This window comes from Kribbella sandramycini, from assembly GCF_013131805.1.
GTDB lineage: Bacteria > Actinomycetota > Actinomycetes > Propionibacteriales > Kribbellaceae > Kribbella > Kribbella sandramycini.
The window spans coordinates 1,194,174-1,220,437 of the sequence record NZ_JABJRC010000001.1 but is presented as its reverse complement, the minus strand read 5'-3'; the positions used below and the strand labels follow the sequence as shown (position 1 = coordinate 1,220,437).

At 68.5% G+C, this 26,264-nt stretch carries 23 protein-coding genes; 11 read left to right on the top strand and 12 right to left on the bottom strand.

What is annotated here, in order from left to right:
• Positions 1-7: 7 nt before the first annotated feature.
• From HPO96_RS05360 to HPO96_RS05350, 3 genes are all read left to right on the top strand, one after another.
• Positions 8-1,777, top strand: coding sequence for an FAD-dependent monooxygenase (locus HPO96_RS05360; protein WP_171671475.1), 1,770 nt, complete (start codon positions 8-10; stop codon positions 1,775-1,777).
• A gap of 2 nt (positions 1,778-1,779) precedes the next feature.
• Positions 1,780-3,366 carry an AMP-binding protein gene (locus HPO96_RS05355; RefSeq protein ID WP_171671474.1) on the top strand — a complete coding sequence of 529 codons (1,587 nt, stop codon included), beginning with the start codon at positions 1,780-1,782 and terminating at the stop codon, positions 3,364-3,366.
• Positions 3,367-3,448: 82 nt separating this feature from the next.
• Complete coding sequence (locus HPO96_RS05350; RefSeq protein WP_171671472.1) at positions 3,449-3,961, top strand: DoxX family protein; 513 nt, start codon at positions 3,449-3,451, stop codon at positions 3,959-3,961.
• 3 nt (positions 3,962-3,964) lie between these two features.
• On the opposite strand, the gene HPO96_RS05345 is transcribed toward HPO96_RS05350, so the two are convergent.
• The gene (locus tag HPO96_RS05345; protein WP_171671470.1) at positions 3,965-4,618 is read right to left on the bottom strand and encodes a TetR family transcriptional regulator; all 654 of its coding nucleotides are present in this window, start codon (positions 4,616-4,618) and stop codon (positions 3,965-3,967) included.
• Positions 4,619-4,733: 115 nt separating this feature from the next.
• Between HPO96_RS05345 and HPO96_RS05340 the strand changes: the two genes are divergently transcribed.
• The 3 genes from HPO96_RS05340 to HPO96_RS05330 all read left to right on the top strand — a co-directional run bounded on the left by HPO96_RS05340 (position 4,734) and on the right by HPO96_RS05330 (position 9,825).
• Positions 4,734-7,064, top strand: a complete 2,331-nt coding sequence (locus HPO96_RS05340; RefSeq protein WP_337796511.1) for a transketolase-like TK C-terminal-containing protein — start codon at positions 4,734-4,736, stop codon at positions 7,062-7,064.
• 94 nt (positions 7,065-7,158) lie between these two features.
• On the top strand, positions 7,159-7,884 hold the full coding sequence (locus HPO96_RS05335) for a peptide deformylase (protein WP_238354699.1): 726 nt from the start codon (positions 7,159-7,161) through the stop codon (positions 7,882-7,884).
• A gap of 177 nt (positions 7,885-8,061) precedes the next feature.
• Positions 8,062-9,825, top strand: a complete 1,764-nt coding sequence (locus HPO96_RS05330; RefSeq protein WP_171671468.1) for an FAD-dependent monooxygenase — start codon at positions 8,062-8,064, stop codon at positions 9,823-9,825.
• A gap of 74 nt (positions 9,826-9,899) precedes the next feature.
• Here the strand turns inward: HPO96_RS05330 and HPO96_RS05325 are convergent, their stop codons facing one another.
• Entirely contained in the window at positions 9,900-10,523 is a 624-nt protein-coding gene (locus tag HPO96_RS05325; protein ID WP_171671466.1) for a flavodoxin family protein, read from the bottom strand.
• 175 nt (positions 10,524-10,698) lie between these two features.
• On the opposite strand from HPO96_RS05325, the gene HPO96_RS05320 reads away from it, so the two are divergent.
• On the top strand, positions 10,699-11,190 hold the full coding sequence (locus HPO96_RS05320; RefSeq protein WP_171671464.1) for a MarR family winged helix-turn-helix transcriptional regulator: 492 nt from the start codon (positions 10,699-10,701) through the stop codon (positions 11,188-11,190).
• Here the strand turns inward: HPO96_RS05320 and HPO96_RS05315 are convergent.
• From HPO96_RS05315 to HPO96_RS05280, 8 genes are all read right to left on the bottom strand, one after another.
• Positions 11,187-12,623 (bottom strand): MFS transporter, encoded by a 1,437-nt coding sequence (locus tag HPO96_RS05315; RefSeq protein ID WP_171671463.1) that lies wholly within the window; start codon positions 12,621-12,623, stop codon positions 11,187-11,189. The two genes, HPO96_RS05320 and HPO96_RS05315, sit on opposite strands and share 4 nt — an antisense overlap.
• A gap of 46 nt (positions 12,624-12,669) precedes the next feature.
• The gene (locus HPO96_RS05310; RefSeq protein ID WP_171671461.1) at positions 12,670-13,491 is read right to left on the bottom strand and encodes a GNAT family N-acetyltransferase; all 822 of its coding nucleotides are present in this window, start codon (positions 13,489-13,491) and stop codon (positions 12,670-12,672) included.
• Positions 13,492-13,526: 35 nt separating this feature from the next.
• On the bottom strand, positions 13,527-13,727 hold the full coding sequence (locus HPO96_RS05305) for a hypothetical protein (RefSeq protein ID WP_171671460.1): 201 nt from the start codon (positions 13,725-13,727) through the stop codon (positions 13,527-13,529).
• A 27-nt stretch (positions 13,728-13,754) separates the two neighbouring features.
• Complete coding sequence (locus tag HPO96_RS05300; RefSeq protein ID WP_171671458.1) at positions 13,755-14,570, bottom strand: SDR family NAD(P)-dependent oxidoreductase; 816 nt, start codon at positions 14,568-14,570, stop codon at positions 13,755-13,757.
• Between the two features lie 158 nt (positions 14,571-14,728).
• The gene (locus tag HPO96_RS05295) at positions 14,729-15,547 is read right to left on the bottom strand and encodes an SDR family NAD(P)-dependent oxidoreductase (RefSeq protein WP_171671457.1); all 819 of its coding nucleotides are present in this window, start codon (positions 15,545-15,547) and stop codon (positions 14,729-14,731) included.
• Between the two features lie 64 nt (positions 15,548-15,611).
• Entirely contained in the window at positions 15,612-17,036 is a 1,425-nt protein-coding gene (locus HPO96_RS05290; protein ID WP_171671455.1) for an MFS transporter, read from the bottom strand.
• Positions 17,033-17,854 (bottom strand): SDR family NAD(P)-dependent oxidoreductase, encoded by an 822-nt coding sequence (locus HPO96_RS05285; protein WP_171671453.1) that lies wholly within the window; start codon positions 17,852-17,854, stop codon positions 17,033-17,035. The genes HPO96_RS05290 and HPO96_RS05285 overlap by 4 nt, the downstream gene beginning before the upstream one ends.
• Before the next feature lie 79 nt (positions 17,855-17,933).
• Positions 17,934-18,281: a winged helix-turn-helix transcriptional regulator gene (locus HPO96_RS05280; RefSeq protein WP_171671452.1), complete on the bottom strand. Its 348-nt coding sequence runs from the start codon at positions 18,279-18,281 to the stop codon at positions 17,934-17,936.
• A gap of 89 nt (positions 18,282-18,370) precedes the next feature.
• Between HPO96_RS05280 and HPO96_RS05275 the strand changes: the two genes are divergently transcribed.
• Both HPO96_RS05275 and HPO96_RS05270 read left to right on the top strand, forming a co-directional pair.
• Positions 18,371-20,614: an LLM class flavin-dependent oxidoreductase gene (locus HPO96_RS05275; protein ID WP_171671450.1), complete on the top strand. Its 2,244-nt coding sequence runs from the start codon at positions 18,371-18,373 to the stop codon at positions 20,612-20,614.
• Positions 20,614-21,510 (top strand): LLM class flavin-dependent oxidoreductase, encoded by an 897-nt coding sequence (locus HPO96_RS05270; protein ID WP_171671449.1) that lies wholly within the window; start codon positions 20,614-20,616, stop codon positions 21,508-21,510. The genes HPO96_RS05275 and HPO96_RS05270 overlap by 1 nt, the downstream gene beginning before the upstream one ends.
• A 10-nt stretch (positions 21,511-21,520) precedes the next feature.
• On the opposite strand, the gene HPO96_RS05265 is transcribed toward HPO96_RS05270, so the two are convergent.
• Complete coding sequence (locus tag HPO96_RS05265; protein ID WP_171671447.1) at positions 21,521-21,928, bottom strand: VOC family protein; 408 nt, start codon at positions 21,926-21,928, stop codon at positions 21,521-21,523.
• Positions 21,929-22,046: 118 nt separating this feature from the next.
• A complete protein-coding gene (locus HPO96_RS05260) occupies positions 22,047-23,435 on the bottom strand; it encodes an amino acid permease (RefSeq protein WP_171671445.1) in 1,389 nt (462 codons plus the stop codon).
• Positions 23,436-23,631: 196 nt separating this feature from the next.
• Between HPO96_RS05260 and HPO96_RS05255 the strand changes: the two genes are divergently transcribed.
• Positions 23,632-24,897, top strand: a complete 1,266-nt coding sequence (locus tag HPO96_RS05255) for a monodechloroaminopyrrolnitrin synthase PrnB family protein (protein WP_171671444.1) — start codon at positions 23,632-23,634, stop codon at positions 24,895-24,897.
• Positions 24,822-26,261, top strand: a complete 1,440-nt coding sequence (gene pdxR, locus HPO96_RS05250) for a MocR-like pyridoxine biosynthesis transcription factor PdxR (protein WP_171671442.1) — start codon at positions 24,822-24,824, stop codon at positions 26,259-26,261. The genes HPO96_RS05255 and pdxR overlap by 76 nt, the downstream gene beginning before the upstream one ends.
• Positions 26,262-26,264 lie beyond the last annotated feature (3 nt).

Sequence of the window (26,264 nt, the reverse complement as noted above, 5' to 3'; positions counted from 1 at the left end):
GCCAATGATGGCTGATATCGAAACGAAGGTCCTGGTGGTCGGCGGCGGTGGCTGCGGCCTGATCTCGTCCATCCTGCTGTCGGACTACGGCGTCGACCACCTGCTGATCGAGCGGCATCCGACGACCTCGCACCTGCCGAAGGCGCACTACCTGAATCCGCGCACGATGGAGATCTTCCGTCAGCACGGACTGGCCGACGACGTGTACGCCCAGGGGATGCCGACCCACAACGCGACGGTCCGCGTCGTGACGAGTCTCGGCGGCGACGAGCCGATCGACCGGCTCGAGCTGCACACGTTCGATGCCTTCGGCGGCAACTCGCTGCGTGAGCCGTACCTGGCGGCGGCGCCCGGCGCGTCCACGAACCTTCCGCAGTTGCGGCTCGAGCCCATCATGCGGGAGCACGCCGAGAAGCGGGCTCCGGGCCGGGTGCGCTTCCACCACGAGCTGGTGTCGTTCACTCAGGATGCCGAGGGCGTCACCTCGACGATCCGCGACCGCGACAGCGGCGAGACCTACACGGTCCGCTCCGAGTATCTCGTCGGCGCCGACGGCGGTAAGACCGTCGGCCCGGCGGTGGGTGTCGCGATGGAAGGGCCTGGCATCCTGTCGCACCTCAAGACGATGCACATCGGCATGGATCTCTCGGCGTACATCCACGGTGATGCCCTGCTGACTCACATCAGCCGGCCCGGCACGCGGTTCTGGTGGCTCGCGTTGGTTGCCATGGGCCCCACCTGGGGGAAGCACTGCGAGGAGTGGGGTGTGGCGTTCGCGTTCCGCCCCGGCGACACCGAGCCGCTGCCCGACGAGGACGTGCCCGACGTACTGCGCGAGATTCTGAACATCCCCGACCTCGAGGTGACGGTGCACCGCGGTGGACAGTGGGCGGTCGAGCGGGTCGTGGCCGACCGGTTCCGGTTCGGGCGCGTCTTCATCGCCGGTGATGCCGCGCATCGACACGTTCCCACTGGCGGGCTCGGCCTGAACTCGGCGATTCACGACGCGCACAACCTGGCCTGGAAACTGGCTGTCGCGACCGGTGGGCAGGCCTCCGACCCGGACCGGCTGCTCAGCTCCTACGAGGACGAGCGGCGTCCGGTCGACCTGGCGAACGCCGACTGGGCGCTGTTCACCTTCATGAACCACATGAGCACCGACTTCTCGCTGGGGATCTCGCAGTCCGCTTCGGTTGAGGAGAACACCGCCGCGGTGCTGCGCTTCGTGTCGGACACGCCGATGGGTCGTACGCTCCGCGCCCGTGCCGCCGAGATCATGGCGACGCAGCGGACGGAGTACGGGTCGCTGGATGTCGAGTTGGGCGCCGTCTACAACAGTGCTGCTGTTGTCTCCGACGACACCCCGACGCCGCCGCGCGACCCGATGGGCGGCACCTACAACCCGACGACCAGGCCGGGGCACCGGCTTCCGCACGCGTGGCTGGACGACGGCGCGGGGCAGACTTCGACGCACGACCTGGTCGGCCCGAACGGCGAGCTGCTGCTGATCACCGGTGATCACGGGGCCGAGTGGGGCACCGCGGCGGAGGCCGTTTCCGAGCGGCTCGGCGTCCGGATCCGCGCGGTCCGAATCGGGGCCCGCGGCAACTACCGCGATCCGTCGGGAACCTGGACGGCGGTGAGCGGGATCAGCCCCGACGGCGCCGTGCTGGTCCGGCCGGACAACGTCGTCGGCTTCCGGTCGCGGCGGGTCGTTCCGGAGCCGGAGCGAGTGCTGGAGGACGCCGTCCGGTCGATGCTCAGCGCCGAGGTCTGAGCATGCCGGTCACGACCGCAGAGCTCGCGCGGCTGGTCGGCGCGGTCCGGAACGTCCGCGGGCTGCTCGAGCAGCGAGTGAACGAGAGCCCCGACCGGCCGTACGTGCGGTTCGAGGGGCGTGACATCAGCTATCTGGAGTTCGACAAGCTGTGCAACGCCGTCGCCAACTCGCTGCTGGCCCGCGGGCTCGGCCCGGGCAGCCGGATCGCGCTGATGATGACCAACTCGCCGTCCATGCTCGCGTTCTGGCTCGGCGCGGCGAAGGTCGGTGTGGTGACCGTCATGGTGAATCCGGCGAGCAAGGGTGACGGGCTCGCCTATCTGCTCAACGATTCGCGGCCGGCGCTGCTGGTCGCCGACGCGGAGTTCGTGCCCCAGCTCGACGCGTTGCGGGCCGACGAGTACGCCGCGGCCGTCCCCCGGACGGTGCTTGTCGGGGGCAACAATGAGCTGTTCGCCGGTTCGGCGGCGCGGCCGCCACTGGTGGACGTCGGTCCGGAGAGCCCCTGCACGATCCTGTACACCTCCGGAACGACGGGTCCGCCCAAGGGCTGTCTCCTGCCGCACGGCCAGTACCTCTGCTCGGCGTTCCTGCTGAGCAGTAACTGCCGGTTCGATCGGGACACGGTCATGTACTGCTGTATGCCGCTGTTCCATATCGCCGCGCAGAACTACTCGGCGCTGACGATGCTCGCGGCCGGCGGGACGTGGGCGGTCGATGCCCGGTTCAGCGCTTCGCGGTTCTGGCAGCGAATCGTCGAGACCGGAGCGACTGCGTTCAACTTCGTCGGCGCGATGGCGATGCTGCTGTGGAAGCAGCCGCCGAGCGAGCTCGACCGGGGCCATGGGGCCACGGTCGGGTTCGGCGCTCCGTTGTCCGCGGAGATCTGGGCGCAGTGGGAAGCGCGGTTCGGCGTCCGGATCCTGCAGGCCTTCGGGATGACCGAGAACGCCTTGCCGACGTTGATCGCGTACGACGACGCGCCGGTGCCGGAGGGCAGACGAGGTTCGGCCGGGCGCCGGACGGCGTCGTCCGAGATCCGGATCGTGGACGACGCCGGTGTACCGGTCGAGCCGGGAGTCGTTGGGGAGTTGGAGACCCGGCAACTGATCCCGTGGACGATGATGTCGGAGTACGTCGGGCGCCCGGACGCGATGCGCGAGGCCTTCCACGACACCTGGTTCCGGACCGGGGATCTCGGCTACCTCAGCGCGGACGGCGATCTGTTCTGGGTCGACCGGAAGAAGGACGCGTTGCGCCGCCGCGGCGAGATGGTGTCGTCGTGGGAGCTCGAGACGCTGATCGGCCGCTATCCGGGAGTGCTGGAGTGTGCGATCGTCGGCGTCCCCTCCGACATCACCGAGGACGAGATCCTCGCCGTCGTCGTCTGCGACGAGCGGGGGATCGACCCGGCGGCGTTGATCGCGTACTGCGCCGAGCGCACCGCGCGGTTCCAGGTCCCGCGCTACGTCCGCATCGTCGACGAACTACCGCGGACGCCGACCCAGCGGATCGAGAAGTACCGGCTCCGCGCCGAGGGCGTCACCCCGGGAACCTGGGACGCACTGACCTCCGAAAAATCTTGACCACCGTTCATTGACCACAATTCATTGATCAATGGTCAGTGAGATTGCTACGCTGGGACGACTCGATCAATCGGAGGTAGTCATGGACACGTCGTCCCTGCAGGATCTGGCCCTACTCGTGTTGCGGCTGGGCATTGGGCTCGCGCTGGCCGCGCACGGCGCGCAGAAGTTGTTCGGCTGGTTCGGCGGCGGTGGCCTGGACGGAACGGCGACGGCCTTCGACTCCATGGGCTTCCGGCCCGGGAAGGTGAACGCAGCGCTGGCAGGGCTCGGTGAGACCGGCGGCGGCCTGCTGATCGCTCTGGGGCTGCTGACGCCGCTAGGCGGTCTGGCAGCGCTGGCAACGATGTTGGTGGCCGGGTCCGTGCACAAAAGGACGTTCTTTGCGCTGAATGAGGGGTTCGAGCTGTCGGCGCTCTATGCGTTGGGTGCCGTGGTCGTGATTCTCGGCGGGCCGGGCGCCTACTCTGTGGACGCGGCCCTCGGATACCCGCTCGCCGCTACCTGGATTCCCTTCGCGGCTCTGGCTGTGGCGGTCGTTGCGGCACTCGGCGCGATCAGCGGCCGGAAGGCAGCGCTCAAGGTCCCTGCCTGACCGCTACTGTGCCCGCAGAACACCGTCGAGGTGGTCGAGCCGCAGCGCGGGATCAAGGTCGGCAGCGCCGTTCAGGGCGCCGGCGAGCATCGCGATGATCGCCTCGGTCAGCGCGTCGGCTCCGAAGCCGGGCCGGTCGGTCAGCCACTGCAGGATCAGGTCGTCCGCGGCGATCGAGAACGAGCGCAGCGTGAGCTGGATCGCCGCGTTGTCGCCGTCGATGTCGAGCAGCTCGCAGATCACCCGAAGGCCCGTCATCCGGATCTCGTCGAAGGCATCGGCGCTGTCCGGCCCGGCGGTGTTACGGGGCAGGATCAGGTGGATGGACAGTGCGCGGTTGTCCTCGAGGTAGCCGAGGTGGGCGCGGAGCATGGTGCGGAGCTGCTCGCGCGCGGGGTCGTCGGGATTGGTCTCGCGGGTTGCGATGAGCTGTTGGCCGACCTCCGCCAGTGCCGCCTGGTAGAGCCCTTCCTTGCCACCGAAGTGGTGCGAGAGCAGGCCGTGCGCGACCCCGGCCGCGCCGGCGATGTCGCGGATCGTCACCTCGGTGAACTTGTGCCGCGAGTAGAGATCGAGAGCGGTGTCGAGGAGCTTGCGGCGGGTGAGCTCCGCGGCGATCGCCCGTTTGGTGAGCGGCCGGGCGGGTGCGTCGGGCACGGGGCTGGCTCCTTCGGCTGGCACGGATCTCAGCCTTCCACATCGATTCCTGGTTCCGGCGTCACCTGGCCGGGCGTGACTCATTATCCATCAGTCAATGAATCAAGGAGGCGCAGTGACCACATCCGAGCTTGTCCGAGTGGTCTCGGCGGACGACCGCAACGCGGTGCTGCGGGAGATCGAGCAGCGGGTGCTCTGGACCGCGATGGCCGTGATCGACCACGCGAACCGGGTCCGCCCGAACCCGACCGGCCTCAAGGTCGGCGGTCACCAGGCCTCGTCGGCGTCGATGGCCACGATCATGACCGCGCTCTGGTTCGAGCACCTTCGGGCGGCCGACCGGGTGTCGGTCAAGCCACATGCCTCGCCGGTCCTGCATGCGATCAACTACCTGCTCGGCGACCTCGACGAGGTGTACCTGACCGAGCTGCGCGCGTTCGGCGGGCTGCAGTCGTATCCGTCCCGGGCCAAGGACCCGGACACGGTCGACTACTCGACCGGTTCGGTGGGCATCGGGGCCACGGCGCCGATCTGGGGCGCGCTCTCGCGCCGGTACGTGACCTCGCACCTGAGCGACGCCGGCGCCGGCCGGCAGTACTCGCTGGTCGGCGACGCCGAGCTCGACGAAGGTGCGGTGTGGGAGGCGATCCTCGACCCGATGGTCAGCGAGCTCGGCGAGGTCTGCTGGATCGTCGACCTGAATCGGCAGTCGCTCGACCGGGTGGTGCCGAACATCGGCGCGACCCGGTTGCAGGGCATGTTCGACGCTGCGGGCTGGCAAGTTCTGACGGTCAAGTACGGACGGCTGCTGGAGTCGCTGTTCGAGCGACCGGGCGGAGCCGAGTTGCGGGCGCGGATCGACGGCATGGCGAACCCGGAGTACCAGCGCCTGTTGCGCTGCACTCCGGAGCAGTTGCGTGAGCGGCTGCCGAACTCGTCGACGTTGACGGATTTCGTCAGCACGCTGGACGACGCGACGCTGCACTCCGCCGTCCGGAATCTCGGCGGGCACGACCTCGACGCGCTGCGCTCGGCGTTCGACGAGATCGAGGACACCCGCCCGACGGTGATCTTCGCCTATACGGTCAAAGGGAACGGGCTGCAGTCGGAAGGCCACCCGCAGAACCATTCGTCGCTGTTGACCGAGCCGCAGATGCGTGAGCTGGCCGCACGGTCGGCGATGGACCTCGACTCACCGTGGCGGCGGTTCGCGGCGGAGTCCGCTGCTGGTCAGTGGTGCGCCCGGACGGCGGAGTCCCTGCGTCGCGACGCGCACGCAGCAGGCAAGGCCCCGGCAGTGCCGACTGATATCGGCCGGACGCCGAGCGGTTCGGCGACCACCCAGGCCGCGCTCGGCCGCGTCCTGCTCGACCTCACCCGGGCAGCTCCGGACGCCGCGCGCCGCGTGGTCACGCTGAGTCCGGACGTCTCGTCGTCCACGAACCTCGGCGGCTGGGTGAACAAGGTTGGCGTGTGGTCGGCCGCCGAACGGAAGAACTGGTTCGACGACGACCCGGAGACGATCCTGCACTGGCGCGAGCGCCCGACGGGTCAGCACCTGGAGCTCGGAATTGCCGAAGGCAACCTTGTCGGCCTGCTCGCCGAGCTCGGCGCCACGTGGAGCCGATGGGGTGAGCCGCTGCTGCCGATCGGCGTCCTGTACGACCCGTTCGTCGAGCGGGCTCTGGAGCCCTGGTCCTACGGCATCTACGCCGGCGGCCAATCGATCCTGGTCGGGACGCCGTCCGGCGTGACGCTGGCTCCGGAAGGCGGAGCGCATCAGTCGATCACCACGCCGTCCGTCGGGCTCGAGCAGCCCGGGTGTGTGACCTACGAGCCAGGCTTCGCGATCGACACGGAATGGGTCTTGCTCGCGTCGCTGGCCAAGCTCGGGCGGCCCGAAGGCACCAGCGCCTACCTCCGGCTGTCGACGCGTCCCGTCGATCAGTCCCTCGCGGTCGTACCGGCTGATCCCGCGGCCCGCGAGCGCCGCCGCAAGCAGGTCGTTGCGGGCGCCTATCTGCTCCGCAGATCCGCGGTAGCCACGCCCGGCATCACTATCGCGACGATGGGCGCCGTCATCCCCGAAGCGCTCGCCGCGGCGGAAAGACTCGAAGGTCAAGGCGTTCCGGCGGACGTCGTGTGCATCACCAGCCCAGGCCTGATCTTCGACGCAGCACAAGCCCGCTCCGGCCGCCCGACCCGGGCCAAGGGCAGCGAGTCCTGGATCCTCGACGCCGCCTTCCCCGTCCGGCGCGCGGCGCCCCTGGTCACCGTCCTCGACGGCCACCCCCACACCCTGGCCTTTCTGGCCGGCATCAACGGCGTCCCCGCCACCCACCTCGGCGTCACCACCTTCGGCCAGTCCGGAGACCTCGACAGCGTCTACCGCCACCATGGCCTCGACACCGAAACCCTTATCGGCGCCGCCCTGGATCTGCTCTGAGCGCCACGCGCACACCGATCGACAATCATTAAAGCATCTGTCTTAATTGGTGTCGGTGCTATTTCGGTCCGCCAAGACATCTGATTGGACGCATATGAGACTGACCAGACGTACGTTGCTTGCCGGGACGGCGGCCGTTCCGTTGGCTGGGGCGACGGTGATGCCCGCTGTGGCGAGTTCTGGTGGCGGGGTGTCGGTCAAGGACCGGATCAACGAGTTGGTCGACCGGTATCACGATGGGGTGGCGCCGATCGTTGCGCTGGGGCAGATGGTGCTTCGGCGGCAGGCTGTGCGGTTCGACGGGCAGGTGGACGACAGTGTGTTGCTGGCGTTCACCGAGTTGCTGCGGCGGACGAACAAGGTCGCGCCCGGGGTGGGACTGGCGGCGCCGCAGGTCGGGGTTCCGGTGCAGATCGCGGTGATGGAGGATCCCGCGCCGGTGCCGGCGGAGATCGCCGAGGCCCGGCAGCGGTATCCGCTGGAGTATTTTGCCGCGATCAACCCGGAGTATCGGCCGGTCGGGTCCAAGCGGCGCGGCTTCTTCGAGGGGTGTCTGAGTATGCCTGGGTGGGCCGGTGTGGTGAATCGGCCGCTGTCGGTGCAGGCGACGTACCTCGATGTCGCTGGTCAGGTACGGCGCCGGGCCTTCGATGGGTGGCAGGCGCGGATCGTGCAGCACGAGTTCGATCACCTGCGCGGAGTGGTGTACGTCGACAAGGTCGAACCGCGGTCGTTGTCGACGATCGAGGCGTACCTCGCGAACTGGAGCCAACCGGTGCCGACGAAGGCGGCGAGGGAGCTCGGTTTCCGTCTGGACTAGCGTGGCTCGACGCGTTGACGCCGGGGTCGTGTCGGTCCACCTGTCCGGTGGGGGCAGCCGATGCGGCCCCGGTTCCCGGGGCCGCGTGATCTCCGCCTCAAGCGTTGAAATTTCAGCAAGTGGCTGATTGACTACCTGTAGTTGCTGAAATTTCATTCAGTTTTCGGGAGGTCTGTCGTGGTTGATTACGAGACCCCGGTCCTGATCATCGGCGGTGGCGGCGCCGGTTTGTCGGCATCGGTCTTCTTGTCGGATCTGGGGGTCGATCACCTGATGGTGGAACGGCACTTCTCCACCTCGCCGATGCCGAAGGCGCACTACCTGAACCCGCGGACGATGGAGATTTTCCGCCAGCACGGTCTGGCCGACGAGGTGTCGGCGCTCGGCATGCCGACACAGGACACGAAGGTTCGCTATGTCACCAGCCTCGGCGGGGACGGAGAGTTCGATCAGAAAGAGATCGTCACCTTCGACGCGTACAGCGGCGGCTCGCTTCGTGAGCGGTATCTCGCGGCGGCGCCGGTGCCGCCGACGAACTTCCCGCAGCTGCGGCTGGAGCCGGTCCTGCGTCGTCATGCCGAGGAGCGCGGGCCCGACCGGGTCCGGTTCGGCCAAGAGGTGATCTCGCTCGAACAGGATGCGACCGGAGTGACCGCGCGCGTTCGCGATCTGGTGCGGGACGTCGAGTACACCGTCCGCAGTCAGTATGTGATCGGCGCCGACGGCGGCCGGTTCGTCGGCCCCAAGGTCGGCGCGGTGATGGAAGGGCCGGGCGCGCAGTCGCTGCTGAAGACCAGCCATGTCACGGTCGATCTGTCGGACTATCTGCCGGGCGACGCGCTCATCACCCATGTGGCGCGGCCGGGGTCTCGCTTCCGGTGGACGGCGGTCGTGCCGATGGGCCCGGCGTGGGGCAAGCGCGCCGAGGAATACACGGTCGGGTTCGCCTTCTACCCGGGTGACGAGGTGGGGATCGCGGACGAGGATCTGCCGGCCGCGATTCGCGAAGGTCTCGGTCTGCCGGACCTGGTGATGAAGGTACACAAAGGGGGCCAGTGGCTCGTCGAGCGAAGCGTGGCGAGCCGATTCCGGTTCGATCGGGTGTTTCTGGCCGGGGACGCCGCGCACAAACATGTGCCGACCGGCGGGCTCGGGCTCAACTCCGCGTTCCACGACGTCCACAATCTGACGTGGAAACTCGCCGCGGTGCTGAAGGGCTGGAGTGCGGATCCCGAGCGGCTACTGCAGTCCTATGAGGACGAGCGGCGTCCCGCTGACATTCGTAACGCGGACTGGGCGCTCTTCACCTACGCGAATCACGAGATGGTCGACGTCGGGCTTGGAATGTCGTCGTCGCAGACCATCGAGGAGAACGCCGAGACGATGGCCGCCTACTTCGCCGACACTCCGATGGGGGAGACGCTGCGCGCCCGGGGCCTCGAGGTGATGCGTACGCAGCGGACCGAGTATCAGGCGCTGGAGATCGAACTCGGAGTCAGCTACGAGAGCGCCGCAGTCGTGCCGGACGGGACGCAGTCGCCGCCGCGGGATCCGATGGGTACCGACTACAAGCCCGTGGCCCGCCCGGGTCATCGCTTGCCGCATGCCTGGCTCAGCACCGGTGGTGAGCGGGTGTCGACGCACGACCTCGTCGGGCGGTACGGCGGGTTCGCGCTTCTCGCCGGTCGTGACGGTGTCGAGTGGGTTGCCGCTGCCGAAGCGCTCGCGGAGAAGCTCGGCGTACCGATCAAGACCGCGCGGATCGGCGACGGCCTGCCGTACGGCGACCCGACGGGCGCCTGGGGTCGCGGCAGTGGGATCAGCCCGGACGGCGCCGTCCTGGTCCGGCCGGACAATCACGTCGGGTATCGGGCGCACCGGCTGGTCCCCGACCCGGAGGCCCAGCTCGAGCAGGCGTTGCGCGCGATCCTCAGTAGCTGAGGAAGAGCCCGGACATGCCGCCGGGCGGCCTCTTCGCAGAAGCCGCCCGACGGTGGTGCCGCTGACGGCGCGGTTCAGAGGCCGCGGCCCCGCTTGAGCTCGCCGGCGATCTTCACGACGCGCTCGGCCTGGTGGCGGGCGGCGTTGCGGGTGTCGTCGTCGATCGAGCCGAGCCCGGGGCCGAAGATCGCGTGGTGCGAGGTGCCGTACGGGTTGCCGTCGACGAACTTGACCGGGTCGGTGTAGCCCGGAGGGGCGATGACGCCGCCGAAGTGGTACATCGTGTTGTAGAGCGCGAGCAGTGTCGACTCGTGCCCGCCGTGGCGGGTGCCGGTCGAGGTGTACGCGCTGTAGACCTTGTCGGCCAGCTCGCCGGCCTGCCACAGCGGCGACAGCGTGTCGAGGAACTGCTTGAGCTGCGCGGCGATGTTGCCGAAGCGGGTGGGCGAGCCCCAGATCACGGCGTCGGCCCAGCGCAGGTCGTCCTGGGTCGGCGCGGCGATGTGGGACGTCGACGCGTGGTGCGCGGCCCAGGTCGGGTTGGAGTCGATGGCGGCCTGCGGAGCCAGCTCGGCAGCCTTGCGGATTCGGGTGTTCGCGCCGGCCTTCTCGGCGGCGTCGGAGAGCTCCTGGGCGATCGCCGTACCGGTACCCGTGGACGAGTAGTAGATGATCGCCAGGTTGACTGCCTCGGACATGACCAGAGCCTTTCGCTGTAATTGAAAATTCAGCACTACTTTACGAAGGATGCGCTGAAATTTCAACATATCGTCGTTGCTCGGGTCGCTGCTCGCCGGGCGCGGTGTGTGGGGTGCGGACCAGTGACCGGCTAAGCTGTTGTTGCTGATGAATTTTCAAGTTCGGGAGGGTGGTATGGCGCAGGCCCGATGGCTGGACGATGACGAGCAGGCGACGTGGCGCAGCTTCCTGCTGGCCAGCAAGTTGCTGATGGATCAGGTCGAGCGCGACCTGAAGAAGGAGTCGGGGCTGTCGTTCGCCTACTACGACGTGCTGTCCAGGCTGTCCGAGGCGCCGGGTAAGTCGATGCGGATGGCAGATCTCGCCGTGGCGTGCGTGTTCGACCGGAGCCGGCTGAGCCATACGATCGACCGGTTGGCGCGAGACGGTTGGGTGCGGCGCCAGGAGTCCTCGACCGATGCCAGGGGGCAGCTGGCCGTGCTCACGCCCGAGGGGATGAAAGAGGTCCGGCGTGCCGCGAAGCTGCATGTCGAACGGGTCCGGGAGCTGATGTTCGACCGGCTGAGCGCGGAGCAGCAGAAGCAGTTGCGCGAGATCGGTGAGGTGCTGGTCACCGGCATCGCCGACGAGGCGGCATTGCGGCGGATGGGCTGGCCGATGGACTAGCCCCCGGCGAGGGGTCGGCTCTCGTTGCGGGATGCCGGGATGAAGTACGCGACGACGAGGGAGGTCAGTGCGGCGGCGGCGCCGATCGCGAAGACGAGCTGGAATCCACGCTCGGACGACAGTGGCGTGCCGTTGAAGTCGGTGGTCCACTGGGCCAGTACCACCCCGGTCACCGCGCCGGAGATCGCCGTCCCGGCCGAGCGCATCAAGGCGTTCAGGCCGTTCGCCGCCGCGGTCTCGGAGACCGGGACCGAACTGTTGAGCAGGGCCGGCAGGGCGCCGTACGCGAGTCCGATCCCGGCGCCGACGACGACGGAGATCACGATCACCTGCCAGACGGTGGAGATCATCACCAGCGAGAGAAGGTAGCCGACGGCAACGACGGCCGAGCCGAGCATGAGCGTGACCTTCGGTCCCTTGGCCTTGGACAGCACCGCAGACAGCGGAGCGGCCGCCATCAGCGCCAGGCCGGTCGGGCCGATGATCAGGCCGGCCATCAGCATCGACTGGCCGAGGCCGTAACCGGTGGCCTCCGGCAACTGCAGCAGGGTCGGCATGCCGACGCCCATGCCGAGGATCGAGAAGCCGAAGACGAGCGACGCGATGTTGGTGAGCAGGACCGGCGGTCGGGCCAGCGTGCGCAGGTCGACCAGCGGCTCGTCGACCTTGCGCTCGTACCAGCCCCAGCCGATCAGCAGGACGAAGCCGGCCGCGAGCAGGAGCAGGGTGCGGGCCGAGGTCCAGCCCCAGTCGCTACCGAGCGAGATGGCCAGCAATAGCGCGCTGACGCCGGCCGACAGCGCGATCGCGCCGCCGAGATCGAACCGGCCGCCGGTGCGGAGGTCGGACTCGGGGACGAAGCACAGGGTCAGGGTGAGCGTGACGGCCCCGAGGCCGGCTGCGGTCCAGAACAGGACGGGCCAGTCGGCGTTGTCCGCGATGAAGGCCGCGATCGGTACGCCGATCGCGCCGCCGGCGGCGAGTGAGGCGCTCATCTGCGCGGTCGCGGAACCGACCTTGTCGGCCGGGAGGACGTCGCGCATGATCGCGATTCCGAGCGGGATGACACCCGACGCGAGGCCCTGCATCGCCCGGCCGACCAGTACGAGCTCGAGCGAGCTGCTCAGGGCGGCCAGAACGGACCCGGCGACCAGGACGGCGAGGCTGAGCAGGAGCATCCGGCGCTTGCCGTACATGTCCCCGAGCCGGCCGGCCGCCGGTACGACGACCGCCGCGGCGAGCAGGGTGGCGGTGATCATCCAGGCGGTCGCCGACGGCTTCGCGTCGAAGAGCTGCGGTAGGACCGGGATCAGCGGGGTGACCAGGCTCTGCATGAAGGAGACCACGATCCCGCCGAACGCGAGAATCGCCACGACGGCGCCGGACTTGAGTGGCGCCGTAGCCTGAGCCGGCTCGACGAGTGCGCGGGACATGAACGGCCTCCGGTCGGTGATGGCTCGGGGTGCAAGTGCGGGTGTCTCAGCTGGGTTGCGAGCGCCAGTTCCAGTCGAGGCGTTCGTAGCGGATCTCGAAGCCGGCCCGGAGCAGGTTGTTCAGTGAGATGCTCCGGCTTCCTTCCTCGGTCTTCGTCGTCTCGGCGCTGAGCAGTGACGCGCCGCCGGCTGCCGCCTTCTGGATGCGAGCGGCCAGGAGCGCGGACTGCGCGCCCTGGCGCCGGTAGCCCGGCAGCGTCGAGGCGCCGGTCATCTCGGCGATCCCGCCTCTGATCAGCAGGCCCGCGGCGGCGACCATTCGGTCGCCCTCGAAGGCGGCGAACATCGTCCAGCCGGGGCGGGCGGCAACATTCTGCACGGAGGGAACCAATTGCTCCGCGGGCATACTGAAACCGCGGACCATGACCGATGCCCAGAGCTCGGCGCGTTCGACCTCGACCTCGGCGATCCGCAGGCCTGTTGTCGCGGGAGTGACCGGGCCCGCGCTCCGGGACAGTTTCAGGTGTGTCGCGCCGGCCGTCAGGCCATGCCGAGCGCGGATCTTGTCCCAATCGGGTGGGAGCGCCGAAGGGGCGAACTGCAGGGTGGCTCGGCTGTTGCCGTTGGCCCGGTAGAAGTCGATGAGCGAGTCCACCAGCTCGCCGGTGACCGGCTCGGTGGCGCCGAAGCCGAGCGCGCGGCTACCGCGACCCGTCGTGTCGTCGCGGACGGCCAGCGCGACGCCGCCGCCGATCCGCGCCCAGGTCATCCCGTACCGGAGAACGGCGTCCGAGGGTGTGTAGACCTGGAAGTCCCAGGCCGTTTCCGCCTCGATCGTCTCGAGGAGAGCGACGTCCGGATCGATCATGATCCTGCTCCCTGTCCGTGCGGTGAGTGTCTCGGTCACGGCGTCCAGATCCTGCCCGGCCACTCGTACAGCGTCTCCAGCCGGGAGCCGATGGCTTCGGCCGGCCGTTCGCGGTGGTTCTCCACGGCTTTCTGGGCCAGGCCGGCGGCCGGGAGGGTCGCGATCGTGACGGGGATCATCGCGGTGATGGTCGCCATCATGACGAGTCCGGTCGTGCTCTTCACTGCGCCTCGCATGGGACTGCTCCTCAGGAAGTAGGGCGCTCAGGCCTTGGCCAGTTTGCGGCGGTCGGACAGCGTCGGAAGGTGGGCGGTGAGGCCGCCGTCGACCCGGATCAGCTCGCCGGTGATGAACTTGGCCTCGTCGGAGGCGAGGAAGACGACGATGTTCGCGATGTCCTCCGGCCGGCCCTGGCTGTCGAGCAGCTGGGAGTCGCGCAGCAGGTCCTGGGGAGCGACGCCGGAGGCCCACTCGGGGCCGGTGGGGTCCACCGGCGGCGGGATCAGCCCGGGGGCGACCGCGTTGCTGCGGATGCCGAGGTGGCCGTAGGCGGTGGCGACGGCCTTCGTGACGTAGTCGATCGCGGCCTTGCTGGTTCCGTACGAGATCAGTGCGGTGTCGCCGTTCGCACCCTGGATGGACGAGGTGTTGATGATCGAACCGCCGCCGCCCTCGAGCATCACCGGAATCGCGAACTTGCTGCCGAGGAACACACTGCTGACGTTCACCTCGAGGGTGCGCAGCAGGTGCTGCTGGGTCGTGTTCACCACGTCGGTGTCCTGCTCGAGCCAGCCGGCGCCCATGATGCCGGCGTTGTTCCAGATGATGTCCAGACGGCCGTAGGTCTTCTTGGCGTGCTCGACCACGCCGGACATGTCCTTCTCGGAGCTGACGTCGCCGACGTACGCCGAGACGTCGTACCCGGAGCCGGTGAGCTCTTGCGCGCGTTCGTGCACCGTGGGGGAGAGGTCCATCATGACGACCTGGGCGCCCTCACGGGCCATGGCGCGCACGCCGGCCAGCCCCAGGAGGCCGGCCGCGCCGGTGACGATCGCTACCTTGTTCTGCAGACGGTTCATCTCGTCCTCCACGGTTCTGTTGAAATTTCAGCGATACTCCCATCCTAGTGATCTGTGCTGAAATTTCAATAACTATGTTCAGGTGGTGAGCGAGCCCACAACAGAGGAGGGCGGCCTTCCCGGGTTCGGGAAGCCGCCCTTCTCTGTGGATCGTTCGGCTACGTAGTCGCGGCCGGCGCGTGGCGGCGGTCGGACAGGGTGGCCAGGTGGCCGGTGCTGCCGCCGTCGACGTACAGCACCTGTCCGGTGATGAACTTCGACTCGTCCGAAGCCAGGAACACGACGGTGTTCGCGACGTCCTCGCGTTCACCCGGGGTGGGGATCATTTGGGAGTCGAGGATGACCTGTGTGGGCATGCTGTCCTCCAGTTTGTGCGGACCGGCCGCCGCGGGTGGCGGGATCAGTCCCGGCGCGATCGCATTGCTGCGGATGCCGAGGTGGCCGAACGCCGTGGCCACCGAGCGCGTGAGGTGGTTGATCGCTGCCTTGCTGGTGCCGTAGGCGATGCCGGTCAGGTCGCCGCCGGCGGCGGCAAGTGACGAGGTGTTGATGATCGATCCGCCACCGGTCTCGGCCATGACCGGGATGGCGTGCTTGGCGCCGAGGAGGACGCTGCCGGTGTTCACTTTCAGGGTCTGCATCAGATAGTCGAGCGTGATGCCGACGGCGTCGGTGTCCTGGCCGTACCACTCCGGGCTGACCAACCCTGCGTTGCTCCACAGGATGTCGAGCCGGCCGTAGGTATTCTTGGCGAGCGCGACAGTAGCGGCGATGTCGGCCTCCGCACTGACGTCGCCCACGATCGCTGTCACCTCGAAACCTTCGGCGACGAGCTCCTTGGCGCGATCGAAGGTGGCCGGCGACAGGTCCATCATCACCACTTGTGCGCCTTCGCTCGCCATGGCGCGCACGCCGGCCAGTCCGAGACCGCCGGCTGCGCCGGTGACGATTGCGACCTTGCCCTGTAAACGGTTCATGACCCTCTCCGATTTAGTTGAAATTTCACCACCTATGTCGAAGGTAACACGTCCTGGTGAAAGTTCAACCAGAAACCTGCTCCGATCGAGTGCCTGAGCGGATGAGGAGCGCGTACGCCAGGGCGCCCAGGGAGCCGGCGGTCATCAGGGCCATCGCGAACCCGAAGGCGCCGGCGGTCGGGAACTGCGTGCCCGGGGCGACCGACGACGAGAGTAGGAGTGCCACCAGTGAGGTGCTGACCGACTGGAAGATGCTCCGGACGACGACGTAGAAGCCGACGCCCTCGCTCGCGTTCCCGATCGGCACGACCTCCGTGATCAGGTTCGGGATCGCGGTGAAGATGAAGGTGGCGGCGATGCTCATCAACAGCATGATGAGGATCGTGAGGCCCAGTGAGTCGCGAAACAGGAACAGCAGCGGAGTGAGTAGGGCGGTGGGCAGCAGCCCGCCGACGGCGGCTGCTCGCGCACCGCGGCGTCCCGCCAGCATTCCGGCGAACGGTGAGGCCGCGTAGCCGAACATCGCCAGCCCGAGGAACAGAATGCCGGCGGCCGTCGCGGAGAGTCCGAGGCCGACCGGAGCGCTTCGCGGGTACTGGAGCAGGACGGGCTGAATCAGTGCGAACCCGCCGAACGGGCCGAGCGAGTAGCACGCGATCATCGCCAGTGTCAGCGTGAGTTTGCGCGATGTCAGCAGTCGTAGGTTGATCAGCGGTGAGGGGTGCTGCAGCTCCCACCAGGCCCAGATGGTGCCGAGTGCGATACCTGCGTAGATGGAGATCCACACGACCGGGCTCGCCCAGCCGTGTTCGGCCGACGAGCTCACGCCGTACAGGAGAATCGCGAGCGCGGGGACGAATGTGAGGCCGCCGATCACATCGATCCGATCACCGGGGGCGAACTGCCGGGGTGACGGTGGCAGTGTGAGCGCGGTGATCGCGGCGGCGGCCACGGCGAGCCCTGCGGCCACGAGGAAGATCGAGCGCCAGCCGATGGTGTCGACGAGGATACCGGCGGTGAAGAAGCCGATCGCGCTCGCGATCGAGACGGTGCCGGCCACGATCGCGATCGTGATCGGCACGCGCTTGCGGTCGACCGACTCGCGGACCAGGCCCATCAGCAACGGAAGGACCGCGCCGGAGACGCCCTGGATCGAGCGGCCGACGATGATCGAGGGAAAGGTGCCGATGAGCGCGCTGATCAACGAGCCGACGACCGAAAGCAGGAGAACGATGATCAGGACGCGCCGGCGGCCGAAGAGGTCGCCGAGCCGCCCGCCGACCGCGGCCGAGGCGCCGGCGACCAGGAAGAAGCCGGTGATCGCCCAGCCGACGTCCACCGTGGAGACACCGAACTCCTGGACGAGGTGCGGGACGGCGACCGTGAGCATGCTCGCTTCGAACGCGCCGGTCGCCTCGGCGATCACCAGCGCGATCAGGATGACGGCGTACGGACGGCGGTGCTGGGCCGGAGCTGCCGGAGCCCTCACGACGCGATGAACTTGCGGCGCTCGGACAAGGTCGGCAGATGACCGGTGACGCCGCCGTCGATGCGGATCACCTGGCCGGTCAGGAACCGGGCTTCGTCGGAGGCCAGGTAGACGACGGCGGCGGCGACGTCCCGTGCTTCACCGGCGATGTCCAGGCTCTGCGAGCTGCGGATCAGCGACTGCGGCCGGGACCACTCGGGCCAGGCCTCGATCGGGACGTGCTCGGCTCCCGGCGGCGGGATCACGCCGGGTGCGATCGCGTTGCTGCGGATGCCGAGGTGTCCGAACGAGGCTGCCACGGACAGGGTCAGGTACTCGACCGCGGCCTTGCTGGCTCCGTACGAGACCATCACCATGTCCCCGCCGGCGGTCTGCATCGACGAGGTGTTGATGATCGAGCCGCCGCCGGTCTCCGCCATCACCGGGATGGCGTACTTGGCGCCCAGGAAGACGCTCGCGGCGTTGACCTCGAAGGTGTGCAGCAGGTGTTCGAGGCTGGTGGTCGTGACGTCGCCGTCGTGTTCCATCCAGCCGGAGTCGGTGAGCCCGGCGTTGTTCCAGAGCGTGTCCAGGCGGCCGTACGTCCGCTTCGCGAGGTCGACGACCTCGGCCATGTCCTGCTCGGAGCTCACATCGCCGCGAAACGGCGTGACGTCGGCGCCGGCCGCGACGAACTCCTTGGCCTGCTCCTCGACCTTCGCGGACCGCCCCATGGCCACCACCCGGGCGCCTTCGTCGAGTATCGCGCGGACCCCGGCCAGGCCGAGGAGGCCCGAGGCGCCGGTGATGATCGCAACCTTGCCGGTCAGACGACCCATTGCACACTCCTTGTCGATGGTGAAATTTCAGCAGACCTGAGCGTAGTCGAGGTCGCTGAAACTTCATCATCGATGAGAGCTATTCGGCTTGGTCGTTGACGCTCCACTGGACCAGCGGGTGCAGGGCGCGCATCAGGCCGACGGCGCGCTCGGTCGGCTCGTAGGTCACCTGGACCGGGGTGCTCGGGACGACGTGCCGGTTGAGCAGACCTTCGCTCTCGAGCTCGCGCAGACGCTGGGTCAGCAAGCGATCGGAGATGCCTTCGACGCGGGCGCGGTACTCGATGAACCGCCGGGCGCCGAGTACGCCGGCCAGCAGGATGCCGGCGGTCCACTTCCGGCCGACCAGCTCGGCGGTCGTCTGGAAGCTGCGGCATTGTGCGTCGTCGATGTGGGAGAAGGTGGACATGCGCCGCTCGTTGCTCATGTCAACGAGCGTACTCCGGGTCACTTACTTTCGGTAAGTCGCTTACGTGTCGCTTGGGTTCCCGGCCGGTCCACGGGATCGTCGGTGTCATGAATGCACTGCGTGATCGCGGGAACTACGCCCACCGGTTGGAGTTCGGCGTCCGGGCCGCGGCGGGGGACGAGTACGACGCCGAGCGCTCGGTCCGGCAGGCCGTGCTGGCCGAGGAGCTCGGGTATGACGTCGTCGCACTCGCGGACCGGCCGGACACGACCGGGATCGACGCGCTCACCGCGCTGGGCTGGATCGCCGCGCGGACCTCGAAGATCAAACTGCGGGCCGACGTTCTCACGCCGCGTGACCCGGCTCTGCTGGCCCGGACGATCGCGAGCCTGGACCATCTGTCCGGCGGCCGGGCCGCGTTGGTCCTCGGGACGGCCGCCGGTGCAGGAGCCGCCGGCGAGGCCGTCGATGTGATCCGCGCCCTCTGGAACACCAGCAGGACCGGGACGGTTCGCTACAGCGGCCACTTCTACCGCCTGTCCGGCGCGCAGCCGGGTTCGCCGGCGCATCAGGTTCCGATCACCGTCCTGGGCGACGACGACCGGGCCGCGGCCGACCTTGCCGGGCGTAAGGGCGATGGGTGGACGGCGTCATACCCGGCCGAGCTCTCGCTGGGAGACGCGGCTGTGGTCATCGACCGGGCGGCCGAGCTGGCCGGTCGGGACGCCCGTGAGGTTCGTCGGGAGCTCCTGATTCGCGGCGGGCTCGGCGTCCGGGAGGGTATCTTCACCGGCTCGCCCGCGGAGTGGGTCAGCGATCTCCTGCCGCTCGTGGTCGACCATGGGGTCAGTGGCATTGTCCTGGACCTCACCGAAGTCGATGCCGATGGCAAGGATCTGCTCACCCGGTTCGCGCAGGAGGTCGTCCCGGCGCTGAAGGCGGGGGTCGACAAGGTGCTGCCCGATGGCTGGCAGGGACGTGCGGTGCGCAGCCGGGCCGCCCTCGCACGGCGGGCCCCGGGGGTCGATTACGACGACGTACCGGCCGATGTCGCCGAGGTTCTTGAACCTGGCGACCCGCGGTACCGGCGCTACCGCGGCGGGTACCTGCGCGGTGGCACGCCGGGCATCGTCCTGCGCGCCGAGACCGACGACCAGGTCGTCGAAGCGTTGGCCTACGCCCGTCGGCATCCGCACCTGCCGCTCGCGCGGCGCAGCGGGGGACACGGCATCTCGGGCCGCTCGACGAACGCCGGCGGCATCGTCATCGACGTGTCGGGGATGAACACCATCGAGGTGATCGACGAGGCCACCCGGCGGGTCCGCATCGGTCCTGGCGCACGCTGGATGGACGTCGCCGCCGCGCTGCTGCCGTACGGCTGGGCGTTGAGCTCGGGCGACTACGGCGGCGTCGGTGTCGGCGGTCTCGCGACGGCGGGTGGGATCGGCTACCTGTCCCGTGCTCACGGCCTGACGATCGACCACCTGGTCGGCGTCCGGATGGTGCTGGCGGACGGCTCGATCGTCGAGGCCAACGAGGTCGAGAATCCGGATCTGTTCTGGGCCGTCCGCGGCGCCGGGGCGAACTTCGGGATCGTCACGTCGTTCGAGTTCGTCGTCGATGTGGTCGGCGACGTCGGCTATGCCGAGCTGACCCATGATGCGAGTGACACGGCGGGCTTCCTGGTCGACTGGGGTTCGGTCGTCGAAGACGCACCGCGGGCCCTGACCAGCTTTCTGGTCGTGTCGCCGGCCCGGCGCGGGCAACCGTCGTACGCGCAGAGCCGGACGATGGTCGACTCCGGTGACCCCGAGACCGTCCTGGCCCACCTCCAGCCGCTGGCCGACATCGCCCCACTGCTGGCGCAGCAGGCGCAGATCCTGCCCTACGCGGCGGTGATGGCGAACGCTGCCGACCAGGATCCGCGATCCGCCGGCGAGCCGGTCTCCCGCAGTGGTTTGCTCGCGCACATCACGCCGGAGTTCGCGGACGCCGCGGCGCGGGTCCTCCGCGGCGACGCCGTGTACTTCTTCCAGATCCGGTCCGTCGGCGGTGCCGTGTCGGACGTCGACCCGGACGCCACTGCCTACAGCAACCGCGCCGCGAACTTCTCGGTCGTGGCCATGGGCCGCGACGACGCCTCCCTCGACGAAGCCTGGGCGCAGCTGTCGCCGTACTTCGACGGCCAGTACCTGAGCTTCGACAGCAGTCTGCGGCCCGGGCGCCTGGAAGACACCTGGTCGCCGTCGACCCTCGCCCGGCTGCGCGACCTCAAGGCCAAGTACGACCCCGACATCGTCTTCGACGACAACTTCGCTGTTCTCCCGACAACTACCGAGAAGGACAACTGATGACCGACTACGGACATGACCTGATCTTCGGCAGTTTCGTCACCCCGGTTTCGACACCCGTGCAGCGTCCCGTCGAGCTGTCGGTTGTTTCGGAGCGTGCTGGGCTGGACGTCGTCAGCTTCCAGGACCACCCGTACATGCCGGCGCTCCAGGACACCTGGACGCTGTTGTCGTACGTCGCCGCCCGCACCGAGCGGATCCGCTTCACCGGCAACGTGCTGAACCTACCGCTGCGCCCGCCGGCCGTCCTGGCTCGGGCCGCGGCCGGCCTGGACCAGTTGAGCGGCGGCCGTTTCGAGATGGGGATCGGCGCCGGTGGCTTCTGGGACGCGATCGGAGCGATGGGCGGCCAAAGGCTCGACCCAGGCGACTCGGTCCTCGCCCTGGAGGAGGGAATCCAGATCATGCGCGGTCTGTGGGACACGAGTCAGCCGGGTGGCTTCAGCTTCGACGGCGAGTTCTACCAGGTGCCGAACGCCAAACGCGGCCCGGCGCCGGCCCACGCCATCCCGGTCCGGGTGGGGTCGTACAAGCCGCGGATGCTCCGCCTCACGGGACGCGTCGGCGATGGCTGGCTGCCGACCCTGAAGTACCTCCCCGAAGGCATCACCTCGCTCGCATGGATGAACGAGCACATCGACGAAGGTGCACTGGCTGTCGGCCGGAAGCCCACCGACGTCACTCGCTACCTCAACATCGACGGCCGTTTCAGCCAGGCCGCAGGCGGTCTCTTCGACGGCCCGCCTCAGCAGTGGGCCGAGCAGATCGCCGACGTCGCTCTGGCTTACGGCATCTCCGGCTTCCTGCTGATGTCCGACGACCCGGCCGACCTCGAACTCTTCGGCCGGGAGGTCGCTCCGCTGACGCGCGAACTCGTGGCAGCGGAGCGCGACTGAGCTGCGGGCGCTATGCCGGTGCGATCAGTTCGATGACGTTCCCGAGGTTGTCGGAGATGAATGCGTTGCGCCGGTTCAGCTCGGTGATGTCGAAGGGCCCGCCCGTCAGCGGGACGCCGTGGTCGGCGAGGTGTGCGACGGCGGCGTCCAAGTCGTCCACCGCGAAGCACAGGTGGTGATACCGGGACGGGTCCAATGTGGTGAAAACGTCATCGCTCTTGGGCTGGCGCGTCGTGGCGCCGGTCAGCAGCTCGATCCGGATGTCGTTGTTGGCCAGGAAGACGTAGATCTGGCCGAACCCTTCGGTACGACGGACCACCTCGAACCCGAAGACCTCGGTGTACCAGGCGATTGTCGGCTCGAGATCGTCCTCGAGCAGAACGATTCCGATGTGGTCCTGGCTGATGGATAGCGTCATGGGAACCTTCCTCAGGTCAGCTGGGCACAGCAAGAAGTTGAAATTTCACCATCAAGATAGAATTGTTTGGCTGAAATTTCAACCAGTTGTTCCCGGTGTGCCCAGCTGTCCCGGAGTGTCAGCTGCCGGATTGGTCGCGGCGGCGGCGGACGTAGAGGTAGACGAGGCTGAGGACGATGACGAAGGGGACACCGGCCTTCCAGACTTCGGAGAACTGTTTGGTGAAGGCGGTGCCGATCGTGACGCCGGCGACGAAGAGCATGCCGATGATCGTCGTGTAGGGGGCGCCGGCGAGTTTGATCGGGGAGGCCTCGTCGCGGTGCCGGCGGCGGAAGGCCAGGTGGCTGACGAAGATCAGGAACCAGGTGCCGAGGGCACTGAAGAGCGCGAGCCCGACCAGGAACGGGAAGGCCGAGTCCGGGGTGAAGATCGAGGCGAGCGCGGCGAGGGCGAGACCGATCGCGGACAGGATCAGCGACCGGCGCGGTGCGCCGTTCGGGCTGACCACGCCGAACCAGCGGGGTGCGTAGCCGTCCTGGGCGAGCGAGTGGCTCATCCGGGCGGTCACGTACAGGTTGGTGTTCATGGCGGACAGGACCGCGGTGAGGACGACGAAGTTCATCACGGTGGCCGCGGCCGGCAGACCCGCCTGGCTGAAGACCTTGACGAACGGGCTCTCGTTGATCGTGCCGCCCTGGGCGACCTCCTGCCAGGGCACGATCGTGACGACGATCAGCATCGCGACGATGTAGAACAGCGCGAGCCGGATGACCATCCGCCGGGCGGCGCGCGGGATGTCCTTGGCCGGGTTCCGCGACTCCGCGGCGGTGACGGACAGCGCCTCGGTGCCGAGGAAGGCGAACGTGACGACAGGTAGCGCGAGGAAGATCGCCGTGTACCCGTTCGGTGCGAAGCCGCCGTTACCGGTCAGCCCGTCGAAGCCGGTCGCGCCGTGGCCGGGCAGGCCGAAGAAGATCGTGACGAGCCCGATCGCGATGAAGGCCACGATGGTCGCGACCTTGATCATCGCGAACCAGTACTCCGCGCGCCCGAACAGCCGGACCGACGCGGCGTTCACCGCGAGCATGATCACCGAGAAGCCGATCACCGGGATCCAGAGCGGGAGCTCGGGGTGCCAGAAGCGCAGATAGAGGCCCGCGGCAACGACCTCGCTGCCGATGTTGGTCACCTGGGAGGCCCAGTACAGCCAGCGCTGGACGAAGCCCGGCCCGTGGCCGAGGTACCGCTGGGTGATCGCGCCGAAACCGCCGGCCTCCGGATGCCGGACCACCATCTCGGCCAGGGCGTAGGCCAGGATCAGCGTCACCGCCGCGGCGATCACGTAGGCCAGGATCACGGCCGGTCCGGCGATCGAGACCGCCAGCCCGGATCCGAGGAACAGGCCGGTGCCGATCGCGCCGCCGATCGCGATCATCCCGATCTGCCGGCTGCTCAGGTCGCGATGAAGTTCCTGACCGCCTTGCCTGGACGTCACGGGTGCTGCCATGCGGGCCTACTTCCGGTCGAGATGGTTGCTGTTGTTCGCAGCAATGTGGGCGATTCGGGCGGCACCCACCAGATCCACCGGTGCCCTCGGGATCCGGACCAACGAACTTTGTTGGTCCGGATAGGAGCCCCTGGAATGGTCCTGGTGACCGGACCACCAGGGCAGCACACTGACGGCGAGGCAGAGGAGGCCGTGAGTGAGTCAGTACGCCGGGAGCACACGAGCGATCGACGACCTGGACCGCTGGATCCGGGGCGAGTTCACCGAGCTCAACACCGAACTCGAGGAGCTGTACTTCGCCGATCGCGCGATCGCGGACCCGGATCGCCCCGAGGTGAAGGCGCTGACCGACGTCCTGGTCCGGGCGGGCGGCGCCCTGGTCGCCAACGTGGCCGAGACCCGCGAGTTGCCGGCGGACGAGGACACCCGCTACGAGCTGCTGGGCATGGTCGGTTTCTATCTGGGCGCCTGCCGCCGGCACGAGGTGCGAGCCGATCCCGAGCACTACGCGGCGCTCGCCGTGGCCCTGTCGACTTCGCTCGGGGTTGCGCCGCGCTTCGCCTCCGCCCATCAGCACATGCACAACCGGGCGGTCGGCGGCGCGTTCAACACCTTCACGAAGCTGGACAGCGAGCGGATCTTCCTCACCTACAACGGGCTGGCCGTCATGGCGTACCGCCGGGCAGCGCACGCGTTGCAGAGCGTCCCGGCGCTGGGCGTCTCGAACCCGTTGGCCACCTATCACCTGACGGACGCCGTGGCCGCCCTGCAGGACGTCCTGACGTACAGCCAGAAGCTGGCTGCCGATCTCGATCCGGACCGCTTCTTCTACAACATCCGCCCGTACTTCAAGAGTTACCGGGTCGGCTCCAAGGAGTACCGCGGTGCGAACGCCGGGGATTTCGCCGCGATCAACGTGATCGACGTCCTGCTCGGCCTCTGCTCACCCCACGATCCCTTCTACCAGTGGGTCACGACCGACAAGTACCCGTACGTCACGCCGCGCGACCAGCAGGTGTTGCGGAGCCTGGTCGGCACGGAGTCGCTGCTGTGCCAGCTGGTCCGCGAGCTCGAGATCGGGACGCCGTCCGTCGCGCTGCGGGAGAACGCCGAGCTGTTGCTGGCCGCGTGTCAGCGCCACGGGGCTGCCACGGTCTACCATCATCAGAAGCTCGTCATCCCGTTCCTGCAGGAGCCGGCCGCCCATGCCCCCGAGGAACGGCAGTCGGACATGACGGCCAGTGGTCCGCCGCTGGACGTCGTGATCGCGAGCCTGGCCCGGTTGCGGGACCTGCGCGCCGCCCGGAACCGCCCGGATCTGGTGACGGCTCGCTCCGACCTCGATCGTGTCCGTCTGCTGCTCGCCGACCGAAGGGAGCCGACATCGTGGCCGGAAACCCCAGAGTCCCTGGAGCAGACTTTCTTCAGCTGCGCCCCGAAACGGCGCCGGCCAAAGGGCTGACCGACTGGCTGGTCGCGGCCTTGCGTTCGGCGATCGGCGACGGCCGACTGAGCGACGGCACGCTGCTGCCGCCCACGCGGGTTCTGGCCGGGGAGCTTCGGGTTTCGCGTGGCGTCGTGGTCGAGGCCTACCGGCGGCTGGCCGAGGAGGGCTTGGCCCGGGCCCGGACCAATCACGGCACGGTGGTGACGAGCGCGCTGCGGACGCTGCCCCGGCGGCTGGACACGCCCTCGCTACGCGGTCCCGGCGGCTTTCTGCCGCAGCTTCCCGGTGCTTCGGAGCATCAGATCGATATCGACCTCTCCCCGGGGTTGCCGGACCTGTCAGCCTTCCCGCGGGCGGCGTGGCTGCGTGCCGAGCGTGCCGTTCTGGGCAGCGCGACCGCGGCGAGTCTGGCGTACGGCGATCCGCGGGGGAGCCTCGAACTGCGCAACGAGCTGGCCGGCTGGCTCGGCCGGGTCCGCGGCGTCCGGGCGCATGCCGAGGACATCATCATTGTCGGCGGCGTCGCGCAGGCGATCTCGCTGCTCTGCCAGGTCCTGCGCGGCCGGGGGATCAGCCGGATCGCCGTCGAGGACCCCGGCTCGCGCGGAGCCCGGGAGGGTCTCGCGTACAGCGGGATGACTCCGGTGCCGATCCCGGTCGACGGCGAAGGAATGCAGACCGAACTACTTGCAGAGAGCAACGAACGGGTGGCGCTCCTGACACCCGCGCACCAGTTCCCGACCGGCGTCGTCCTCGGGCCGCAGCGTCGGGGCGCATTGCTCGAGTGGGCCGGGCAGGGCGGCCTGATCATCGAGGACGACTACGACGCCGAGTACCGCTACGACCGGGCGCCGGTCCCGGCGTTGCAGGCTTCGGCTCCGGGCTTCGTCGCCCATACCGGCAGTATCTCGAAGACCATGGCCCCCGGGATGCGGATCGGCTGGCTGATCGCGCCGTGGGAGCTGCAGGACGATCTGGTCCTGGCCAAGTACGCCAACGATCTGGGCTCGCCGGTGCTGCCGCAGCTCGTCCTTGCCGACCTGCTGGCCAAGGGGGAGCTGGATCGCCATATCCGGGTGACGCGCGATCGCTACCGGCAGCGGCGCGACGCGCTGGTCGAGACGCTGGGCTGCGCGTGGCCGGCCGCCAAGGTGCACGGTGTCGCGGCGGGGCTGCATGTCATGATCGAGTGCCCCGACCACACGACCGATGACGTCGAGCTGGCGACCCGGCTCGCCGAGTCGGGGATCCGTACCCAGCCGCTGTCGTGGCATCGCGCGCATCCGGGCCCGCCCGGGCTGGTCGTCGGGTATGCCGCCAACACGCCCGATCGGCTCCGGGAGGCCGCGCAGCGGATCGCCGCGATCGCACGCCGCTGATCT

Coding starts and splice junctions, on each gene's coding strand:
- HPO96_RS05270 (WP_171671449.1), top strand. CDS start 20,614: ATGACCGACTACGGACATGACCTGATCTTCGGCAGTTTCGTCACCCCG.
- HPO96_RS05265 (WP_171671447.1), bottom strand. CDS start 21,928: ATGACGCTATCCATCAGCCAGGACCACATCGGAATCGTTCTGCTCGAG.
- HPO96_RS05355 (WP_171671474.1), top strand. CDS start 1,780: ATGCCGGTCACGACCGCAGAGCTCGCGCGGCTGGTCGGCGCGGTCCGG.
- HPO96_RS05300 (WP_171671458.1), bottom strand. CDS start 14,570: ATGAACCGTCTGCAGAACAAGGTAGCGATCGTCACCGGCGCGGCCGGC.
- HPO96_RS05350 (WP_171671472.1), top strand. CDS start 3,449: ATGGACACGTCGTCCCTGCAGGATCTGGCCCTACTCGTGTTGCGGCTG.
- HPO96_RS05285 (WP_171671453.1), bottom strand. CDS start 17,854: ATGGGTCGTCTGACCGGCAAGGTTGCGATCATCACCGGCGCCTCGGGC.
- HPO96_RS05335 (WP_238354699.1), top strand. CDS start 7,159: ATGAGACTGACCAGACGTACGTTGCTTGCCGGGACGGCGGCCGTTCCG.
- HPO96_RS05260 (WP_171671445.1), bottom strand. CDS start 23,435: ATGGCAGCACCCGTGACGTCCAGGCAAGGCGGTCAGGAACTTCATCGC.
- HPO96_RS05310 (WP_171671461.1), bottom strand. CDS start 13,491: ATGATCGATCCGGACGTCGCTCTCCTCGAGACGATCGAGGCGGAAACG.
- HPO96_RS05360 (WP_171671475.1), top strand. CDS start 8: ATGGCTGATATCGAAACGAAGGTCCTGGTGGTCGGCGGCGGTGGCTGC.
- HPO96_RS05325 (WP_171671466.1), bottom strand. CDS start 10,523: ATGTCCGAGGCAGTCAACCTGGCGATCATCTACTACTCGTCCACGGGT.
- HPO96_RS05295 (WP_171671457.1), bottom strand. CDS start 15,547: ATGAACCGTTTACAGGGCAAGGTCGCAATCGTCACCGGCGCAGCCGGC.
- HPO96_RS05305 (WP_171671460.1), bottom strand. CDS start 13,727: ATGCGAGGCGCAGTGAAGAGCACGACCGGACTCGTCATGATGGCGACC.
- HPO96_RS05320 (WP_171671464.1), top strand. CDS start 10,699: ATGGCGCAGGCCCGATGGCTGGACGATGACGAGCAGGCGACGTGGCGC.
- HPO96_RS05275 (WP_171671450.1), top strand. CDS start 18,371: ATGAATGCACTGCGTGATCGCGGGAACTACGCCCACCGGTTGGAGTTC.
- HPO96_RS05280 (WP_171671452.1), bottom strand. CDS start 18,281: ATGAGCAACGAGCGGCGCATGTCCACCTTCTCCCACATCGACGACGCA.
- HPO96_RS05315 (WP_171671463.1), bottom strand. CDS start 12,623: ATGTCCCGCGCACTCGTCGAGCCGGCTCAGGCTACGGCGCCACTCAAG.